The organism is Nocardia vinacea NBRC 16497 (assembly GCF_000308835.1).
In the GTDB taxonomy this organism is placed as follows: Bacteria; Actinomycetota; Actinomycetes; order Mycobacteriales; family Mycobacteriaceae; genus Nocardia; species Nocardia vinacea.
Genome location: NZ_BAGN01000429.1, coordinates 1 through 16661, shown reverse-complemented (window position 1 = coordinate 16661; position 16661 = coordinate 1). Strand labels below are relative to the sequence as shown.

Sequence of the window (16661 nt, the reverse complement as noted above, 5' to 3'; positions counted from 1 at the left end):
CTGCCGCCTCCGGGCCTGACCACTCATACGCCGAGCAGACCAGCCAGGTTGCCGCCCATGATCTTGGCCTGATCCTCGACCGGCAGATGGGTGAGCATGTCGGCGAAGTGGGTGGGCTGGGCCAGGCCCTCGGGGTGCGGGTAGTCGGACCCGAACAGCACCCGATCCACGCCGATGAGGTCGATCAGGTCGCTCACGCCCTCCTCGTAGAAGGGGCTGACGAAGATCTGGCGTTTGATGGTCTCGATCGGGTTCTGCATGCCGAAGCCTTCGGGCGCCTTCTTGAAGGTTTCGGACAGTTTGTTCATGAGCGGGCCCAGCCAGGCAGCGCCGCTTTCGATGATGGCGACCTTCAGCTCCGGATGCCGCAGCAGTGCACCGTGGCACAGCAGCGAGGTCACGGCGTCCTCCACCGGCCGCCATTCGTTGACCATGCTGAAGGCATTGGTGACGAAGGGCAGCATCTCGGCGTTGGCGCCGTCCCATTCCTGGGTGTAGCGGGCGTAGCCGCTGTCGGAGGTGTGCATGGTCACGGCGACGCCGAGTTCGACCACCCGCTTCCAGAACGGATCGAATTCCGGCAGCGCGAACGAGCGCGGGCCGCGGAAGCCCGGCACCGGAGCGGGGCGGATCAGGATCGCCTTGGCGCCGTGCTCGACCACCCACTCCAGTTCCTTGATGGCCTCGTCGACGATCGGCAGGGTGATGACCGGCACCGCGAAGATCCGGTCCTTGTAATTGAACGACCAGGTCTCGTGCATCCACTGGTTCAATGAATGGACGATGGCGTGGATGGCTTCCGGATCATCGCGCAGGCGCTCTTCCACCAGGCTGGCCAGGGTGGGGAACATCAGGCTCCGGTCGACCTTCAGCTCGTCCATGAGCGCCAGGCGCGGCCCGGGCTCGCGGAAGGCGTCGATGGCCTTCATCGGCTTGCCGAAGATCTCGCGGCGGCTCTTGCCCTCCGGGTTGCCGTTCTTGAAGTAGTCCTCCATGGCGCCCGGACGCGCGACCACCTCGAAGGTGGGGTTGGGGATGTACTCGCTGATCTGTCCCCGCACCGCGATCTTGGTCCGGCCGTTGACCTCGACGTACTGGATGATGCCCTCGTACCGCTTGGGCAGATGGCGGGTCAGTGCTTCCTTGGTCTCGTACAGGTGGTTGTCCGCGTCGAACAGCGGATACGGCAACGGAGTTTGCGCCGACATGAGATCCTCCTTCACTATTTGTGAGAATCCTATTCTCATTCCTGTCTGGTGGCAATCGCGTGCGTGCGGGTTGTCGCGGGGTGGGCTTGGTCGAGCAGTCGCGGAAGTTTGATGTAGTCCACATTTCCCAAATCGACCGTCTTGATTCTCCTAATGTGGAAAGCTGCTTTCCCAGCGGCGAGAGCACCAGATCCGGTAGGGGCGCCGCTCGATGAAGGACAGGGACGCGGGCCTCGACCGATCGCGGTGGCGTCCCATAGAGGAGGAAACGTGAAATCGCAGCGAATACTCGTTGCTCTGCTGGCAGCCGCGCTGCTGGCGGCCGGCTGTAGTCGTGGTGGTGAGGAAGTCGAGGGCACCAACACCACCAGCTCGACTGCGTCGGGCGACTTCGGTGATCTGAAGAACGTCTGCCAGGCCGGTAAGCCGTCGAGTTCGTCCGCGCAGGGCGTGACCGCGGGCGAGATCAAGGTCGGTGTCTTCAGTGACGTCGGGTTCACCAAGAACACCGAATTCATCGATGCGGCAAACGTTTTCACCTCCTGGTGCAATGCCGCCGGCGGTATCGGCGGGCGCAAGCTGGTGGCCACCGTGCGCGATTCGAAGCTCAGGGAAGTCCGCCAGCGGATGATCGAGGCCTGCCGCGAGGACTTCGCGCTGGTCGGTGGCGGCGCCGCGCTGGATTCGCTCGGCACCGAGGATCGGTTGAAGTGCCTGCTGCCGGACTTCCCGGCGCAGATCGTCGATGTCAAGAACTCCGGATCCGACCTACAGGTCGGTGGCGGTGTTTCGATATCTCGCCCATACAACCCCTACATCGGTTACAACCAGTGGCTGATGGCGACCTATCCGGCCTCCGCCGGTGCCGTCGGCATCATCACCGGCGATTCGCCGTCGACCAAGGTGATGGTGCCCAAATACCAGGAATCGCTGACCGCGATGAACGCCTCGGTGATCTACAACGAGCTCTATCCGGCCATGGGCGTCGCGGACTGGACACCGTATGCGCAGTCGATCAAGAGCAAGGGCGTCAAGGGTCTGATCTTCCTCGGCGATTTCCGCAGTCTGGCCAAACTCGAGGATGTGCTGACCGGGATGGATTACAAGCTGGACTGGATCGACGCGAACAGCAACGCCTACAACTCGCAGTTCCTGCAGTTGGCCGGCAAATCCCTTGCGGGGCAGAATAACTTCGCCGATCTGGGTGGCGTCGCGCCGGTCGAGGCGGCCGCGACAGTGCCGGAAGTCAAGCTGGTGAAGGATCTGTTCGCCAAGTACGCCCCCGGTAAAGATGTCACCTACCCGGTACTGCGTGCGTTCTCCGCGTGGCTGCTCTTCGCCAAATCGGCCGCGGGTTGCGGTGACCAGTTGACCCGCAAGTGCGTCTACGACGCCGCCGTCAAGGAGACGGCGTGGACCGCGGGCGGCCTGCAGGCGCCGGCGGATGAGCGGCCGACCGGGGCAGCGCTGCCGAAGTGTTACAACATCGTGCAAGCGACCCCGCAGGGCTGGCAGCAGCCCGCCGATTTCAAACCCGATAACGGCCCGTACCGATGCGATATGGACGCGTACGTGTACAAGAACGACTACGGCAAGGGCCTGACCCTCGCCGACGTCGGCCTCAGCATCAACGACTTCAAGTAGCGGAGTCGTCCGGGAATGGAGCAATTCCTCGCCTTCGGCATCGTCGGGCTGAGCACCGCGGCGATCTACGCGATCATCGGTAGCGGCCTGGTGCTCACCTACACCACAACCGGTGTTTTCAATTTCGCACACGGTGCGGCGGGCATGGTCTCGGCGTTCGTGTACTGGCAGTTGCATATCGGCTGGGGCGTGCCCGCGCCGTTGGCCGTCGCCGCGGTGCTGCTGGTCTTCGCGCCGCTGTTCGGCTTGGTCTTCGCGAAGGCGTTGGCCCCTACCCAGGGCCTCGGTGACGCGGAGAAGTTGGTGATGACCATTGCTCTGCTGAGTGGTCTGATCCTGCTCGCCCAATGGGTGTGGGATCCCAACACCGCCCGCACTCTGCCGAAGTTCTTCGCTGATCAGCGACCGGTGCACTTCGGCGTGGTCACCATCACCTGGCATCAGGCATTGACGATGGCGGTCGCGATCGCGGTGGCCGTTGGCCTGCGGATCTTGTTGTACCGCACCAGGACCGGTGCGGAGATGCGGGCCACGGTCGACGATCGTGCACTGGTGGGTCTGACCGGCGCCGACCCGCGGCGGGCGAACCGAGTGGCGTGGATTCTGGGCATCGAGTTGGCGGCGATCGGCGGCATCCTGGTGGCGCCGACCGTCGCACTCGATGCACCACAGTTGTCGCTGCTGATCGTCAGCGCCTACACCGCGGCAATCTTCGGCCGGTTGCGCAGCCTGCCGATGACATTCCTCGGCGCGATCGTGGTCGGTTGTCTGGAGAGCTACCTCACCGGCTACCTGCCACAGAACGAATATCTGCCGGGTCTGCGGCTGGCCGCGCCCGCGCTGCTGTTGTTCATCGCGCTGCTGCTGTTCCCGCACGGTCGGCTGCGCGGTCGGGATCGGCGGCTCAGTCCGGTTCCGCTGCCGACGGTTTCGGGATCGGCCGCCTTCGCGGCGGTGGTCGTGGCGCTGGGCGTCGTGCTGGCCACGGTCCTCGGCGAGGCCGATCTGATCACCTACGGGCAGATCTTCGCCTTCGGCGTGATCGGGTTGTCGTTCGTGCCGTTGGCCGGATACGCGGGGCAGATCTCGCTGTGTCAGCTCAGCATCGCCGGAATCGGGGCGGTCATCTATGCCCAGTACGGCGCGGACGGGCAGTGGTGGGCATTGCTCCTGGCAATGGCTGTCGCGGGTGCGGTGGGTGCGGTGATCGCATTGCCCGCGCTCCGGCTGTCCGGGGTCTATCTGGCCCTGGCGACGGTGGCGTTCTCGGTCGTCCTGGACCGGTGGGTATTCACGTTGCCGACCGTGCACATATTCGGCGTGGAGATCAACTTCTTCGAACAGGGCTCGGTGAGTCTGGTCGGGCCACGACTGTTCGGCCTGCATCTCGACAGCACCGCCCAGGTGACCGTATTCGCGGCGGTATGCCTGGCGGCGGCGGGCTTCGCGATAGCGATGCTGCGGCGCAGCCGGTTCGGGCGACGTTTGATCGCGATGCGCGACAGCGAGGCCGCGTACGCGACCCTCGGCGGCGATCTGCTGATGGCGAAGGTACTGGTGTTCGCCCTCTCGGCGGCCATCGCCGGACTCGGCGGTGCGCTGTACGGCATGCAGTTGCGGGCGGTCACCTCCGATCACTTCAACCTGGTTTCCGGGTTGCCGATCTTCCTGATCGTGGTGATCGCCGGTCTCGGCGCGGTCGGCAGCGGCTTCTTCACCGGCGTGGCTTACGCCGGGCCGCTGCTGGTGATTCCGGTGCTCTGGCCGTCGCTGTTGAACCTGTCCCAGGTGCTGCCTTCGCTGGGCGGTATCGCCTTCGCGGGCGGCATGCTCGGTCAGGGCGCGATTGCCACCATGCGGGAGGAATGGCTGCCGATGTTCCGCGATCGTGTGGTGATGCCGGTGGTGCTGGTCGGCTCGGTGCTGCTGTGGGTGCTTCGACTGGCTGATGTGATCACCGGCTGGCATTTGTTCTTCGGATTGGTGCTCGTCGTCGTCGGAGCCCGCGTCTGGATCGCGCGGCAGCGCGTGCGGGCTGAACCCGAAATACCGGTCGAATGGTGGGGGATTCGGCGGCCATGGCGGACCAAGGACGAGGAGGTGCTGAGCCGTGCCACCGCTGCTGCAAGTTGAGGATGTGAGCGTCGTCTTCGGCGGCCACCGCGCGCTCGACGGCGCGGGATTGGTGGCCGAAGCCGGTCGTGTCACCGGATTGATCGGTCCGAACGGTGCGGGCAAGAGCACGTTCTTCGACGTGATCTGTGGTCTGCGCAAACCGGCCTCGGGGCGGGTGCTGATCAATGGGCGCGATGTCACCCGGCTCGGCACGGCCCGCCGCGCCCGGCTCGGGATGGCTCGCACCTTCCAGCGGCTGGAACTGTTCGGCCGCTTGAGCGTTCGTGACAATCTGCTGGTCGCCGCGGAACTCGGGCCGCAGCGTCGGCATGCCGCCCGGGTCGTCGACGAGATCATCGAACGGTTGGATCTGCGCGAAGTCGCCGACAGCAGTGCCGACGCGCTACCGACCGGGACCGGCCGATTGATCGAGGTGGGCCGGGCGCTGGCCGCGCGACCCGAACTCATCCTGCTCGATGAACCCGCGGCCGGTCAGGACCACAGCGAGACCGAACGATTCGCGGCGCTACTGCGTTCGCTGGCCGCCGACGGGACGGCGGTGCTGCTGGTCGAACACGATATGGGGTTGGTCATGAATGTCTGTGACGAGGTCTATGTACTCGACCTCGGCAAGGTCATCGCCTCGGGCCCACCCGAGGTGATCCGGCGCGAGGAAACCGTGCTCGCGGCCTATCTGGGGGCGGCATGACCGTGGACAGCATCGAAACAGCACCGGCGACACCGGATCTCGTCGCCGGCCCGCTTTTGGAACTGCGCGAGGTGCGCGCGGCCTATGACGCGATCACGGTGCTGCACGGCATTGATCTGAGCGTCGTCGGGGGTCAGGTGGTCGCCCTGCTCGGGCCGAACGGCGCGGGCAAGACCACCACACTGCAGGTCGCCGCCGGTGTGCATCCGGTCGCGTCCGGCCAACTTCGGTTGGGCGGACGCGATATGACCGGTGCCGACCCACGCGACCTGGCCAGGGCCGGGGTATGCCTGATCCCGGAGGGACGCGGCGTATTCCCCAATCTGTCGGTTCGCGACAACCTGCTGATGATGACCTTCACGGGTCGCTCCCGGGAGGAGATCCAGGAGATCGCCTTCACCCGCTTCCCGATTCTCGGGAAGCGGGCCGATCAGACGGCAGGCACCATGTCCGGCGGCGAACAGCAGATGCTCGCTCTGGCCCGCGGCCTGGCCACCGATCCGGCGGTGCTCATGCTCGACGAACTGTCCATGGGGTTGGCGCCGCTGGTGGTCGGTCAGCTCTACGAGCAGGTCGCCGAAATCGCCCGCCAGGGCGTGGCCGTCCTGGTCGTCGAGCAGTTCGCCGCCGCGGTACTGGATATCGCCGACCACGCGGCCGTGCTCGTGCGCGGTCGCATCGAAAAACAAGGCCACCCCGACAGCATCCGCGACGAACTGGCGGCCCTCTACTTAGGAAGCTCCGAATGACCGAAACACGTGCGGACCGCTTCGTCCGCGAACTCAACGAAGCCAAGATTCCCGACCCCGCGGCCGGCCGGGCCGTGCTGTGGCTGCGCACCGGAGTGACCCTCATGGTGCTCGGCCTGCTGGTGGCCGTGGTGTCCTATTTCATGGCGCACGGCACCAAAGACCCACTGGCACAACGCGATGCGATAACCCTCGCACTCGGCGGCGTGGCCGCGAGCGTGGTCGGATCGGCGCTGTTCCTGCGCTATTCGCTGACCGGATTCCTGCGCTTCTGGCTGGCCAGGCAGTCCTACGATCTCGCGCAACTGGGTGACCAGTTGAACGGAAAGGCCATCACCCACGACGGTGCTGCCGTTCCGTAGGGCGGGCGGCGGTCCGCAGTGCGGCAGGGCCGGGCGATAATGTAATTCTCATGGATGAGAGCCAGTTCGAGCCGTTACCCACCGAGGAGCACCACGAAGGTGGGTTTCGGCCGGCACGGTCTCGGTCGCTGGATCGAACCCCCGATATCTCCCGTGGCGGTCCGCACTACGGGGAGTTCATCGAACAAATTCGCGGCCTGATGGACCGTGTGCGACTGGCCTGCCCCTCCGATGACGTGGCGCTGGAATCCATCACCACATTGAAGGAGCTCAACGGACTGTTGGACACGGTCCTGGTCGACGAATGGTCGGTGCCCGGTTGGGTTCGGCCCGACGTGCCCGCGAACGGCAACATCACCCTGCCGCCGTTCGTCGTGGACCGCTCCGACCGCGACGGCGTATCGGCTCGTATTACCTTTCGCCGCTTCCATCTCGGCGGCAATTCGGCGGTGCACGGCGGACATATCGCGCTCGCCTTCGACACCGTGCTCGGCATGAGTGGGGTCGCCTATTCGGGGGCGGCGATCCGCACCGCATCACTGACCGTCGACTACCGGTCCATTACCCCGCTCGATACAGAGCTGACCATCCGCGCCAGAGTCGAGCGGCAGCAGGGGCGCAAGATCTTCTTGGTCGCGACCCTGCACGACGGCGACCGACTGTGCGCCGATGCGCACGCGCTATTTCTCACCTTGCTGCCCGGCCAACAGTAGCCGCCAAATATTCGCAAAAGCACCTCTAACTGCCCGCATCCCTTGCAAGAATGACATTCTCTCAACGGAGAGAGAGATTCGCGTAGGGAAGAAGTTGGTTATCGTGTGCGTCGCCATGCCAATCTTGCATGTAGGCATGATGTCTTTCTATTTCTCGGCTGCACCCTTACTGGTATCAGCATTCTCGTTCTATGAGATCGTGATTCTCGCTCTTCTTCAGCTCCAATATCAGTGAGGCAGCAACATGCATCAGATACCCAAGGCGGCCGGATGGGCGGCCGTTGCGGTCGTGGCCAGCACGATTTGCGCGGGAACCGCGACCGCCGAACCGGACCAGGCCGCCACGCCGTCCTCCGTCGCGGTAGTCGATAGTTCCCAGCAGGCCGGTGCGACGCCCGCGGATCCCGGGCAGGAATACCTGAACGCCTTCACCTCGATCACTGGCGCCTTCGCCAACGATTCCACGGCAGGCCGGGTGGTCGGGACGACGATCGGTGTGGTCGTCGGGTGCCCGTTGGGCGCGGTGACCGGCGGTGCCCTCACGCTCCCGACGGCCGTGTTGACACCGGTAGGGATAGTCGGCGGCTGCATCATCGGTGCGAGCACCCTCGGCTTCCTGGGTGGGACCGTCGGCAGCATCGTGACCGGCTCACCCGCGATGAGCAATGCCTTTGGCCAGCAATACAACTCGCTGCATTCCAAGGGGCTGATCGCCGAAGAGGTCCCGAACCCCGATTCGGCCCAGTAGCTCACCCGACCCAGGAGATAGATAACAATGAACCTCAAGACTCGTGGCATGGCCGTCACCACCTTGACCGCGGCAGCGGTCGCGATCGCCGCCGGTACCGCGCGCGCCGACGCGGATACCGCGGTGGCCGTCGATGCCGAGCAGAATCAATCCGTCATCACCGACGTTGCGCCCGGCGTGCATTTCAGCGACGACCTCGCCGTCGGAAAGTCGGTGCTCAGCACACCTTTCGGCACCGTAGTCATGCAGCAGGGCCAATTCGACGTCCGTGATGCTACGGGCCGGACGGTTGCCGGATCTCCGATCCAGGACGAGGCCGACTCGACACCGGCTGTCTCCGACTCGCCCACCACAGCTGCGGCGCTTCCGATCACCGCAGCCGCGGCCCCGGTGGCGGGTGATCCTATGTCGAACTTCAATCAGGCTGTCGAGGCTGCGAACCCGCATATGGGTGCTGCCTTTGCAGTGGGTTCCGCGGTGGGTTCGGTGCTCGGCGCGGTAGTGGGCTGTCCGTTCGGCATGGCAACGGGCGGCACGCTGATGACGCTCATCTCGGCGGGCACGCTGACGGTCCCCGCGCTCGCGGCGACCTGCCTGATCGGTGCGGTCGCGGTGGGCGGCTTCGGAGCTACGGTCGGCGGTCTCGCCCTGGCTATCCCGGTCGGTCTTGCTGCCGGAACACAGAAGTACAACCAGTTGCAGGCTCAGCACGGCACCGATGCGCCTGCGGCTCCGGCCCATTCGTAACCTCACGCAGTTGCCCCGGTGGGGCGATCACCGACTACGCTCCGGTGATCGCCCCGCTGGTTCCGTAGTGCGGCTGGTCCGATCGCCGGATCGGCTGCGCTACGAACACCAGCGAAGTAGCCCGCACGACAAAGACTCTCGGCTGAGGTCTGGGCCGGTCGATCTGCCCGGCCATCCTCGGTGCGGCCCCGCCGCGAGCGCTATCCGCCGCGAGCACCGCACCGAGCGCCCTAACCGAGCAGTGGCAGCGCCGCGAAGACGTGGTCGCGCCACAGACCGCGCGAGGTTTCCTCGGGGTAGCGGATGACCGAAGGGTTCGCATCGAGGATATGAGTCAGGCGCTGCTCCGGATCGTAAGCGGCCCAGCCCGGTTCGCCGGTCCTGGCGAACTCGCTCCAGCGCCTACGCATATACGCCGACAGTTCCCGGGCTTCGGCCGACGGTTCGGGACCGAGGAGCAGCGGGCCGAGGTGGGCGCCGAAGGCGGCGAACAACAGTGGTCCGTCGAGGCCGTGGCAGGCGCCGAGGACGCCGCCGTTGCCCGGCGCGGGCCAGGTCAGCTCGTACAGATGGACGCGGCCACCGCCTGCTGCCTGGGCATTGGCCAGGTGTAGTGCGGGCATCCGGAACAGCCAGTCCGTCTGAACCAGTTCGAACAGCTCTTCCGGTCCGGCGGACGGAAATGCCGTGCGGTATGCGTGCGCACCGTCGGATCCCGGGCCGAACGCCTGCAGGGCGTGCGCCGCCTGTGTGTCATCGATCGTGCCGAGTTGGCCGCTGAGGGCGAGGAACAGCCGGAATTCGTCCCGGTTGTGCCCGACGACCACCGTGACATCGCGGGCGGAGCCATCCGCGAGCGCTTGCCACGGCGCCTTCGGCAGTACGTCACCGTCGACCACGGGCGAGAACGCGGTAATGGTGTGGGAAACCGCGCCCCATCGCTGGTACTGCCGCATCGAGGCGCCGACCTTGGCTCCCGCGTCGGTCAACATCCATGGATCCGCACCTGACAGGTCCGTCACCGTCGGCCGCAGATCGATCTGTGCGGCGAGGGCGGTCGCGATATCGGTGGCTAGCTCGTCGGAGAAAAACGTGCCCGGCAGGCTTTGCAGGATCGCGCGCCGGAACAGTCCGGCCGCGCTCGGCATGGCCAGCAGCGCCGCGATAGACCCGGCGCCGGCGGATTCCCCGCAGACAGTGACCTGATCGGGGTCCCCGCCGAACGCGGTGATGTTCTCGCGCACCCACTCGAGGGCGGCGACCTGGTCGAGCAGACCGCGGTTGGCCGGTGCGCCGTCGATGCGCGCGAAACCCTCGATACCGAGCCGGTAGTTGAGCGTGACGACCACGAGGTCGCCGTCGCGTGCGATATGTTGCGCGTCGTAGCCGGGGCTGCCGGAGAAACCGAGCTTGTAGGCGCCGCCGTAGATCCAAACCAGCACCGGCCTACGGGCAGCTGGGTCGGGATCAGGTGTCCAGACGTTCACGGTGAGCCAGTCGTCGCCCTTCGGCAGGACGACACTGCCGGAGCGGTTGCCGAACGAGGTCTCCTGCGGCGGCGGTGGGCCGAACTCGAAGGCATCCCGCACGCCATTCCACTCGGCGACCGGCTGCGGTGCCGCGAAGCGCGCGGCACCGACCGGTGGCCGCGCGAACGGAATCCCGCGGAATACGACCAAGCCGTTCTCCCGTCGCCCACGGACCGCGCCTGCGGTGGTGCGGAGTGTGGGCTCGGCGTGTTCGGATTGCCGCGCCGTAACTTCGGTCATTCACAGTCCTTGTCGAGTCGGGGCCAGGTATGAGAACAGCTCTCTAATTTCAGAGAATGCTATTTCAGGTGACCCTGGCCCGCCAGCGCCGATCTCGGCACGCGGAAGCAGGCTGCGGCTCATTCATAGGTGACGACCACTTTTTCCGCAGCGCCAGGGGTGAGGGCCAATTCGAACGCCTTCTGCACATCGGAGAACGGGACCTGGTGACTGATGAGCCGGGCGAAGCGGTCGGCGTGCTCGCTGATCTCGGGGGTGACCTCGAAAATCTCGGAGGGGTAGCCCTGGGAACCGATGATGGTCATCTCGTTGCGCAGGATGGCACCCAGGTCGATCGGTTCGGGCCTCTTGTGCACGGCGACCGTGACCAGTTTGGCGCCCCACTTGCCGGTGGCGAGGGCGGTGTTGACGACGGCGGCGACTCCGGCGGCATCGATGTAGATGTCGGTGTCGGGGCGCGGTGCGCCGAGGGCGTTGCTCCCGTAACCGTGCAGTTCACCGAGACGGGCGGCGACATCCTCGGTGGCGGAGTCGATGACCGCGTCCGCGCCCACCGCGAGGGCGCTGTCGAGCCGGGAGGCGATCACATCGGCGACGACAACGTGCTCGACGCCGCGCAGCTTCAGCCAGATCACCGCGCCGAGCCCGATCGGGCCCGCACCGAAGACGATCGCCTTATCACCCGGCTTCGCCTCGGAGCGGTTCACGGCATGCCGCGATACGGCCATCGGCTCGTTGAGCGCGGCCACGGCGAAGGGCACGGAATCCGGCACGATGGCGATGCTGGTGCCGACCACGGCATTCTCGATGAGCAGATATTCGCTCATACCGCCCAGCGGTCCGCCGCAACCGATGATGCCCGACGGGGCGGCCTGCGGATTGACCACCACGTGATCACCGATCTGCAGGCCGGTGACATCGGCTCCGACCTCGACGATCTCGCCTGCCGGTTCGTGGCCGAGCAGCACCGGCCGCATCTGGTCCGGCGTCAGGGCCTCGGCCTTGACCTGCGGCCCGAGCACCTTCGGCATACCGCCCATATGCACGAAGGTCGCGTCGGTGCCACAGATTCCACACGCCCGGATCCGCACCAGCACATCGGCCGCGCCAGGCGTCGGGCGCCGCTCCTCGACCACTGTGATCGCGCCGGGTGTGCTGGTCTGAACCGACTTCATCGTTGCCATGCTGGCTGTCCTCTCTGGATTCACCGTCGGCTCGGTGCGCGGCCGACGACTTCGTTGGCATCAACGATGCCGTCGCCACAGGGGCGAGCCCAGGGAGTGAGGTCCCGAAACGATGGTGTACCTGGGTACACCATCGTCCCTCGGTCAGTGTGGACCGGTGGTGTCGAGGACGAAGCGGGCGAGTGTGGTGGAGACGATTTCGGGTTGCCGGTTGTTCTGGTTCGTGGCGGCGGTGAGTACGTCGAGGTGGTGGTAGCCGGGGGCGATCACGGTGCTGCCGCGGCCGGGATGTCCGCTGGCGAGGGCGATTCCGGAGCCGCCGATCAGATTGATGGTGGGGTGGGCGTCGATGGCGCCGGGATGGGTGGTGTGCCGAGCGATGTCGGGGGCGTGCAGTTGGTAGGTATCGCTGGCCAGTTTGGTCGGGAAGTACCACTCGGTGAAGTCCAAGGGCTGTGCCGCCAGACTGCGCGAGAGGTCTCGCAGGTCGGTGACCTCCTGTCCGGAATCGGTGAACGGGACCCCGTGGCTGTCGACCGGTACGGCGACATCGGCGAGTTGGTCGTAGTCGCGCCAGGTGTAGAGCGGTCCGTTGGGGGCTGCCGGGATCGCCTTGCGATCGGGACCGAGCATGGTGCCGGTCAGTCCGTGCAGCGCGGGTATCGCGGCGATGTCGCCGGGAACCGGGAAGTTCTTCTCGGCTACCGGGCCACCGTCGAAGAATCCGAACCCGGTTTGCAGCAGTGCGAGTGGCTGGGAGTTGGCGTCGAGGAAGGCGCCGAGCACGGCGGCGTTGGTGACTCGGAAGTCGCGGACCGATGGCGAGCCGGTGGCCGCGGTCGCGGCATCGCGTGACATCAGCACCCGATAGGTGGCGTCCTGGTTGAGGCTGTTCGGAATGTCGTGTGCCAGATCGGATTCGGTGTCCGGCGCCAGATATGCGGCCAGCCCCGCGATGCCGAGCAGGTTCATCGTCTCCGGGTTGATGACCGCCGGTAGTGCCAGCACTCGCGGGAGTGCGCCGCTGACGAGCCCGGCGGTCACGGCATCGTAGCCGCGGCCGCCTATGGACAGATCGACCATGTCGGGGATGCCGTTGAGCGCGGAGAGCGAGGTGTCGATCGCGGAGTCCAGTGCGAAATAGCCCGCGCATTGATCACCACCGGCGACGCCGCCGAAATCCCATTCGGCGAATACGCCGGTGACGATGCCGCCGAGCGAGTGGCCGCCGCACAGCACCTTCTGTCCGCGTACCGTGGGATCCGGCAGCTCGGCGGTGAGCAGGTCGAATTCGTCCTGCACGGTTTGTGCGATGCCGAGGTGGCCGAGCCAGGCCGAACGGTCGTCGAGCAGATAGCCTTCGAACCGGTGACCGTTGATCTCGGCGTTGCGGTAGTAGTAGTCGACAGCGCGATGGACGTCTCCGTCGGCGCGGGCGGCGTGGATTCCGGTGTGGTCCTCGAGGCAGTTGGAACGGCGATCCAGCGCCCAGAATTCCACGTGCCGACCGACTTCCGCGGCCGCGGCTACGGTGTTACGGGCGACGCTGTCGAACGCTCCCGCACCTTCGAAGATGCCGGGCTGGGCGACCAGAACGGCGTCCGCATCGGCCGAGCGAGGCGGACCGGCGATGTCGCGGTAGCGCAGATACGACAGTTGGTCGCAGGCACTCGGATGCGGTCCGGCCGACTCCGGCAGCGGAATCCGCACGGTTACAACGGATTCGGTGACCGAGGCGATCGCCGATGTCGAGATTACCGGCACTTCGGCTCGCTCGGCGTCGCTCGGCTCCGCGTGCGCGGGCATCAGCACGGCTGCTGCCGCGACACTCGCCGTCGCCGAAGTCATTGCGCGCCACCAAGTTCTTACCGACCAGAGATCTGACCACGCACGCCGTATCAACGCTGAGTTCCCTTCGTCGGGCCGGATCGCGTTCCGGTCCGCCGAAGCTACGAGTCGTCCTCCTCGGTGTCAATCACACAGTGGCGCTGTGCTATCCGCGCTGAGCAGGGCTTTTGTGAAGCCTCTGAAACAGGTTCCGCTGAATTTTGTGGTATCTGACGAACTCGGTCAGCGGCCGATGAAACCTGGCGTGCGTTTGGCTTTGAACGCCGCGATGCCCTCGGCGACATCAGCGGTCTCGAAAAGGGCGGACTGACCTTCGCGTTCCAGGTCGAGCGCCTGGTCGAGTTGGGCGAGGGCCATCGCGTTGAATGCGCGCTTGGTACGGGTGTATGCCGCCGTCGGTCCGTTGGCGAGCTTGGTTGTCAGCCTTGCGATTTCGGCATCGTAGTCGGTATCGGGCACCACCTGGCCGATCAAACCCCATTCGGCAGCCAGCGGTGCGGGAATGCGCTCGGCCAGCATGGCCATGCGGGCGGCGCGGGCATATCCGATCAGAGTCGGGACCATGGCGGTCGCACCGCCATCGGGCATCAGGCCGACATTGGCGAAGGCGAGCAGGACGTAGGCGGATTCGCGGGCGACGGTGATGTCCGCGGCCAGTGCCAGTGAACATCCGACGCCGACCGCGGGACCGTTGATCGCCGCGAGCACCGGTTGGGGCGCGGCGCGCAGGGCGCGGATCAATCGGTTGGCCGCGTCGATCGTCGCGACCTGTGGACCATTGCTGGCCGAGTTGGAAAGATCCGCTCCCGAGCTGAATGCGCGTCCGTTGCCGGTCACGACGAACACCCGAACGGTCGGATCGTCGCCGAATTTCTCGACGGCCGTCGCGGCCTCGTTCATCATGTCGGCAGTCAGGGCGTTGAGCCGGTCGGGGCGGTTGAGGGTCAGCCGCACGATCGTGTCGGTGCGTTCCACGAGGACATCGGGCTGATCGGTCATTGTCGGCCTTCCGGGTCGAGAATCGGACGTGAGCTACTCTAACCAGATTAGGTATACTCTTTCCGGTCGGTTCCGACCACGGACGACTGGAGCGTCGATGCAGTTGGTCCGTCTCGTCGACGCGGCTAGCTTTTAGTTATGCCGGATTCGGGGATCGATTTATTCGACGAGTTCGCGGTGGACCTCACCGCGGACGGAACTCCGGCCACCCCGATGGTGGTGGTCCCGCTGGACGCATTCGGTACGCAACCACCGGCCCGAATCGCCCGGACCGCCGAACGGATGAATCAGGCGCTACCGCTCGTCATCGGGGTGCTGCGTGGGCCTGCGACACCCGGCCTGACGCCACTGCTGGCGGCGACGACGCTGACTCTCACCACGGATGCCGCGGCGAACCCGTTGCCGCAGGCCGTTGTGGTGGACGATATCGATGCCGCGCTCGATCTGTTGGGGGCGGCGGTGCAGCATTCGCCCCGCGCGGCCGTCGCGTGTGGACAGTTGCTGCGCCAGACGGTGCGATTGCCGACCGTGCCCGCGCTGGCGGCGGAGGCAGCGGTGTATTCGATGCTCCTCGGTGGCAACGAATTCGAGCGTTGGCTGGCCGAGCGCGGCGCGGCGCGCACAGTCACACCACCGGAGCATGCCCTGGTCCGGACGCACCGCGACGACGATCGCCTGACGATCACGCTGAATCACCCGCAGCGACGCAATGCACTCAGCATGCGGCTGCGTGAGGACCTGCTGGAGGCGGTGCGCCTGGCCGACCTCGATCCCGCGCTCACGGCCGTCGAAATCAACGGGGCCGGACCAGTTTTCAGCAGCGGGGGCGATCTGGACGAATTCGGTACGGCGACGGATCTGGTGGCTGCGTATCTGGTCCGGCTGGACCGGGCGCCATGGCGGATCATCGACCGCATCCGGGACCGGGTCACGGTGCGCGTCCACGGAGCATGCATCGGTGCGGGCGCGGAGGTGGCCGCATTCGCGGGCACGGTGATCGCCGCCCCCGATACCTATTTCGCATTCCCGGAACTGCGGATGGGTCTGGTGCCCGGAGCGGGCGGTACCGTCAGCGTGCCGCGGCGGATCGGCCGCTGGCGCGCGGCCTGGCTGATGTTGACCGAACAGCGATTGACCGCGGCGGCCGCACTGGAGTGGGGCATGGTCGACGCGGTCGAACAGACGAGGAGTTGATCGCACACGAATACCTCGGCTACGGCAGCGGTGCTGCGAGATTGGGTGCGGTCGCTGTGCCCGTCCGATGTCCTGTCGCGCCCGATCGAAACGCAGCCGGAGTGCGCGGCGCTCGCCTGGGCGGCGTCCGGCGCCATGGATCTGACCGGACGCCCCGACGGCGCTCCTACTGTCTCGCCGGCGGCGGCATACGGACTACTCCTCGAAACCGCCGAGGCGCTGGCACGAATCACCGCGCAGATCGGCGCCGAGGTTCGTGCCGATCCGGGGCTGCTCTTGGCCGGTCGAGCCGGATTGCTGAACCTACGACGCGGCGGTCAGCAGACGGCGGGCGGAGCCGGTCGATTGCTGCGCACCTCGGACGGTTGGTGCGCGATCACCTTGAGCCGCCAAGACGATGTCGACTCCGTGCCCGCAATCCTGGGGTTGGATTCGGTGGCCGACGATCCGTGGGAGACGCTCACCACGGCCGCCCGCGAGTGGACCGCAACCGACCTCGCCGACCGAGCACAGTTACTCGGCGTACCCGCCGCCGCGCTGCCATCCGCCGCGTGCCCTGCCGCTGTGCTGCCTGCCGACCCGCGCCCTGCCGACGTGCTGCCTGCCGCTGCGCGCCCCGCCGCTGTAGTGCGTGCTGCTGCGGACTCTGCCGCCGCGCTGCCTGCTGCTGCG

Annotated in this window: 14 protein-coding genes and 1 pseudogene; 10 read left to right on the top strand and 5 right to left on the bottom strand. The window is 66.3% G+C overall.

Annotation, left to right across the window (positions count from 1 at the left end):
* Nucleotides 1-23: 23 nt before the first annotated feature.
* On the bottom strand, nucleotides 24-1208 hold the full coding sequence (locus ON44_RS45740) for an amidohydrolase family protein (protein WP_040701893.1): 1185 nt from the start codon (nucleotides 1206-1208) through the stop codon (nucleotides 24-26).
* Between the two features lie 270 nt (nucleotides 1209-1478).
* On the opposite strand from ON44_RS45740, the gene ON44_RS45735 reads away from it, so the two are divergent.
* From ON44_RS45735 to ON44_RS45700, 8 genes are all read left to right on the top strand, one after another.
* A complete protein-coding gene (locus ON44_RS45735) occupies nucleotides 1479-2852 on the top strand; it encodes an ABC transporter substrate-binding protein (RefSeq protein ID WP_040701742.1) in 1374 nt (457 codons plus the stop codon).
* Nucleotides 2853-2867: 15 nt separating this feature from the next.
* Entirely contained in the window at nucleotides 2868-4985 is a 2118-nt protein-coding gene (locus ON44_RS45730) for a branched-chain amino acid ABC transporter permease (protein WP_040701740.1), read from the top strand.
* The gene (locus ON44_RS45725; RefSeq protein WP_040701737.1) at nucleotides 4963-5676 is read left to right on the top strand and encodes an ABC transporter ATP-binding protein; all 714 of its coding nucleotides are present in this window, start codon (nucleotides 4963-4965) and stop codon (nucleotides 5674-5676) included. Before ON44_RS45730 ends, ON44_RS45725 begins: the two co-directional genes overlap by 23 nt.
* Complete coding sequence (locus tag ON44_RS45720) at nucleotides 5673-6425, top strand: ABC transporter ATP-binding protein (RefSeq protein WP_051183429.1); 753 nt, start codon at nucleotides 5673-5675, stop codon at nucleotides 6423-6425. The genes ON44_RS45725 and ON44_RS45720 overlap by 4 nt, the downstream gene beginning before the upstream one ends.
* Nucleotides 6422-6787 (top strand): hypothetical protein, encoded by a 366-nt coding sequence (locus ON44_RS45715; protein WP_040701735.1) that lies wholly within the window; start codon nucleotides 6422-6424, stop codon nucleotides 6785-6787. The genes ON44_RS45720 and ON44_RS45715 overlap by 4 nt, the downstream gene beginning before the upstream one ends.
* Before the next feature lie 50 nt (nucleotides 6788-6837).
* Nucleotides 6838-7500, top strand: a complete 663-nt coding sequence (locus ON44_RS45710; RefSeq protein WP_040701732.1) for a PaaI family thioesterase — start codon at nucleotides 6838-6840, stop codon at nucleotides 7498-7500.
* A gap of 244 nt (nucleotides 7501-7744) precedes the next feature.
* The gene (locus tag ON44_RS47625; RefSeq protein ID WP_051183428.1) at nucleotides 7745-8248 is read left to right on the top strand and encodes a hypothetical protein; all 504 of its coding nucleotides are present in this window, start codon (nucleotides 7745-7747) and stop codon (nucleotides 8246-8248) included.
* 27 nt (nucleotides 8249-8275) lie between these two features.
* A complete protein-coding gene (locus tag ON44_RS45700; protein ID WP_040701730.1) occupies nucleotides 8276-8995 on the top strand; it encodes a hypothetical protein in 720 nt (239 codons plus the stop codon).
* Nucleotides 8996-9225: 230 nt separating this feature from the next.
* Here ON44_RS45700 and ON44_RS45695 read toward each other — a convergent pair whose 3' ends face one another.
* From ON44_RS45695 to ON44_RS45680, 4 genes are all read right to left on the bottom strand, one after another.
* Complete coding sequence (locus tag ON44_RS45695; protein WP_040701728.1) at nucleotides 9226-10764, bottom strand: carboxylesterase/lipase family protein; 1539 nt, start codon at nucleotides 10762-10764, stop codon at nucleotides 9226-9228.
* A 119-nt stretch (nucleotides 10765-10883) separates the two neighbouring features.
* Nucleotides 10884-11939, bottom strand: coding sequence for a zinc-dependent alcohol dehydrogenase (locus tag ON44_RS45690; RefSeq protein ID WP_218007791.1), 1056 nt, complete (start codon nucleotides 11937-11939; stop codon nucleotides 10884-10886).
* A gap of 153 nt (nucleotides 11940-12092) precedes the next feature.
* Nucleotides 12093-13796, bottom strand: coding sequence for a hypothetical protein (locus tag ON44_RS45685; RefSeq protein ID WP_040701725.1), 1704 nt, complete (start codon nucleotides 13794-13796; stop codon nucleotides 12093-12095).
* A gap of 222 nt (nucleotides 13797-14018) precedes the next feature.
* Nucleotides 14019-14795, bottom strand: a complete 777-nt coding sequence (locus tag ON44_RS45680) for an enoyl-CoA hydratase (protein ID WP_040701723.1) — start codon at nucleotides 14793-14795, stop codon at nucleotides 14019-14021.
* Between the two features lie 138 nt (nucleotides 14796-14933).
* Here ON44_RS45680 and ON44_RS45675 point away from each other — a divergent pair, with 138 nt between their 5' ends.
* Together ON44_RS45675 and ON44_RS45670 are read left to right on the top strand one after the other, a co-directional pair.
* The gene (locus ON44_RS45675; protein ID WP_051183427.1) at nucleotides 14934-15989 is read left to right on the top strand and encodes an enoyl-CoA hydratase/isomerase family protein; all 1056 of its coding nucleotides are present in this window, start codon (nucleotides 14934-14936) and stop codon (nucleotides 15987-15989) included.
* Nucleotides 15990-16019: 30 nt separating this feature from the next.
* A pseudogene (locus ON44_RS45670) lies at nucleotides 16020-16661 on the top strand (hypothetical protein); the annotation flags it as partial.

Coding starts and splice junctions, on each gene's coding strand:
- ON44_RS45685 (WP_040701725.1), bottom strand. CDS start 13,796: ATGACTTCGGCGACGGCGAGTGTCGCGGCAGCAGCCGTGCTGATGCCC.
- ON44_RS45740 (WP_040701893.1), bottom strand. CDS start 1,208: ATGTCGGCGCAAACTCCGTTGCCGTATCCGCTGTTCGACGCGGACAAC.
- ON44_RS45700 (WP_040701730.1), top strand. CDS start 8,276: ATGAACCTCAAGACTCGTGGCATGGCCGTCACCACCTTGACCGCGGCA.
- ON44_RS45710 (WP_040701732.1), top strand. CDS start 6,838: ATGGATGAGAGCCAGTTCGAGCCGTTACCCACCGAGGAGCACCACGAA.
- ON44_RS45680 (WP_040701723.1), bottom strand. CDS start 14,795: ATGACCGATCAGCCCGATGTCCTCGTGGAACGCACCGACACGATCGTG.
- ON44_RS45695 (WP_040701728.1), bottom strand. CDS start 10,764: ATGACCGAAGTTACGGCGCGGCAATCCGAACACGCCGAGCCCACACTC.
- ON44_RS45715 (WP_040701735.1), top strand. CDS start 6,422: ATGACCGAAACACGTGCGGACCGCTTCGTCCGCGAACTCAACGAAGCC.
- ON44_RS45720 (WP_051183429.1), top strand. CDS start 5,673: ATGACCGTGGACAGCATCGAAACAGCACCGGCGACACCGGATCTCGTC.
- ON44_RS45690 (WP_218007791.1), bottom strand. CDS start 11,939: ATGAAGTCGGTTCAGACCAGCACACCCGGCGCGATCACAGTGGTCGAG.
- ON44_RS47625 (WP_051183428.1), top strand. CDS start 7,745: ATGCATCAGATACCCAAGGCGGCCGGATGGGCGGCCGTTGCGGTCGTG.
- ON44_RS45675 (WP_051183427.1), top strand. CDS start 14,934: ATGCCGGATTCGGGGATCGATTTATTCGACGAGTTCGCGGTGGACCTC.
- ON44_RS45730 (WP_040701740.1), top strand. CDS start 2,868: ATGGAGCAATTCCTCGCCTTCGGCATCGTCGGGCTGAGCACCGCGGCG.